Source organism: Marinimicrobium sp. UBA4209, assembly GCF_002381585.1.
Taxonomy (GTDB): Bacteria; Pseudomonadota; Gammaproteobacteria; order Pseudomonadales; family Cellvibrionaceae; genus Marinimicrobium; species Marinimicrobium koreense.
In genome coordinates this window covers 31,370-33,103 of the sequence record NZ_DFTP01000115.1, presented here as the reverse complement: position 1 = coordinate 33,103, position 1,734 = coordinate 31,370, and the positions used below count along the sequence as shown (strand labels likewise).

Below are 1,734 nucleotides of genomic sequence, written 5' to 3'. Positions count from 1 at the left end.
CCAGTTCGGCGGCAAAACCGCGGCTCGGGGTCAGTTCGGTGATTTTCTTGCCAATGGTAGCAATCACCTTCCAGCCGTAGGTCGCCAGGCCCACGACGATGCCTGCCGCACCGATCAGCAGGACCCAGGCGGGTACCACCGCCTGTGCGCTGACCGCCTGGGTCTGCACCACGCTGACCACGGCCGCCAGCGGCCCCACAGCGTTGGCCACATCGTTGGAGCCGTGGGCGAAGGCCATGGCACAGGCGGTAAAAATCATCAGGATGCCGAATACCCGTTCAACGCTGGTGAAGCGGTTGACCGAGTCGGCCTCGTTGTCTCTCTTGATGCCCCGCATCATGCGCATGCCGAGCAGCGCGACCAGGACGCCGATTACGGCGGATACTCCCATGCTCTGGAAGAAACTGGGCTGAAAAGCCGAATCACTCAGCACATGCTTGAGGCCTTTCACCAGGGTCACCATGGCGATCAGGAAGCCTACGGCGAACATGTACAGTGGAATATAGCGCTTGGCGTTGCTGAAGGGGTCTTCGGTATTGAGGATCAGCTTCTGTACCGAGCGGAACAGCCAGAAGGAGATGGTACCCGCCAGCAGGGGAGATACCACCCAGCTCGCCACAATGGTGCCCACCTTGTTCCAGGCCACCGCTTCCATGGAAATGCCCACGGCGGCGAAACCGACAATGGCGCCGACGATGGAGTGGGTGGTGGATACCGGCCAGCCGAGAATACTGGCGATCAACAGCCAGGTGCCGGCGGCCAGAAGGGCGGATAGCATCCCGAAGACCAGAAGGTCCGGGTTTTCCGCCATGATGACGGGGTCGACAATGCCTTTGCGGATGGTGGAGGTCACCTCGCCGCCGGCGAGGTAGGCGCCGAGGAATTCGAACACCATGGCCACCAGAATGGCCTGTTTGATGGTCAGGGCGCGAGAGCCCACCGAGGTGCCCATGGCATTGGCGACGTCGTTGGCGCCAACGCCCCAGGCCATAAAGACGCCAAAGATGCAGGCGAGGATGAGCAGCGTCTGGCCGTATTCTGCGATCACGGTCATGTGGTTACCCCAATAGTCATTTGCAGGATTGAATTAACGCGCGAGCAGCAGTTCGAGACGGCCACCGACATCCTGAGCGCGATTGGCGAGGTCACCGATCCAGTCGATCACCTTATACAGAAACATCACGTCCACCGGCGGAAGGTCGGCCTCCAGGCTGTACAGGGTGGCGCGCATTTCCACTTCCAGTTGGTCGGTCTTGCGTTCCAGGGCATCCAGCTCCTGAATCATCTTTTCCACAATGCCCAGTTCCCGACCGCTGAAGCCGGTTTCCAGCAGTTCATCCAGCTCGTTGATGGCCACCAGCGCCTGCTCGGCGGCTTTCACCGCGGCGCCCACATACTCCAGGGTCATGTCCTGCATGGTGGCGGGAATGGTCATCTTGCGGCCGAGCATGATGCCGGCAATGTCTTTGGCGCGGTTGGCGATGCGGTCCTGCATGCTCAGCAGTTCCAGCAGATCGGTGCGCGGGACGGGCAGGAAAAGGCTCTTGGGCAGGTGCAGGCGGAGCTGCTTCTTCAGGGCATCGGCCTCGCGCTCCAGCTCGACAATACGCTGCTGAACGGCTTCGACCTGCTCCCAATCGTCGGCGATCACGCACTCAAAGAAGCGCTGCAGCTCGCCGGTGGCGCGGATGGCCACGGCCATGTGCTCCTGCATGGGCTTGATCGGAGAGCGCC

General features: G+C 61.5%; 2 protein-coding genes. Both read right to left on the bottom strand.

Features of this window, described 5'->3' with window-relative positions:
- The coding region (locus B3187_RS17035) for an inorganic phosphate transporter (protein ID WP_286807677.1) at positions 1-1,054 on the bottom strand (1,054 nt) is incomplete at its 3' end.
- Positions 1,055-1,087: 33 nt separating this feature from the next.
- The coding region (locus tag B3187_RS17030; protein WP_286807676.1) for a TIGR00153 family protein at positions 1,088-1,734 on the bottom strand (647 nt) is incomplete at its 5' end.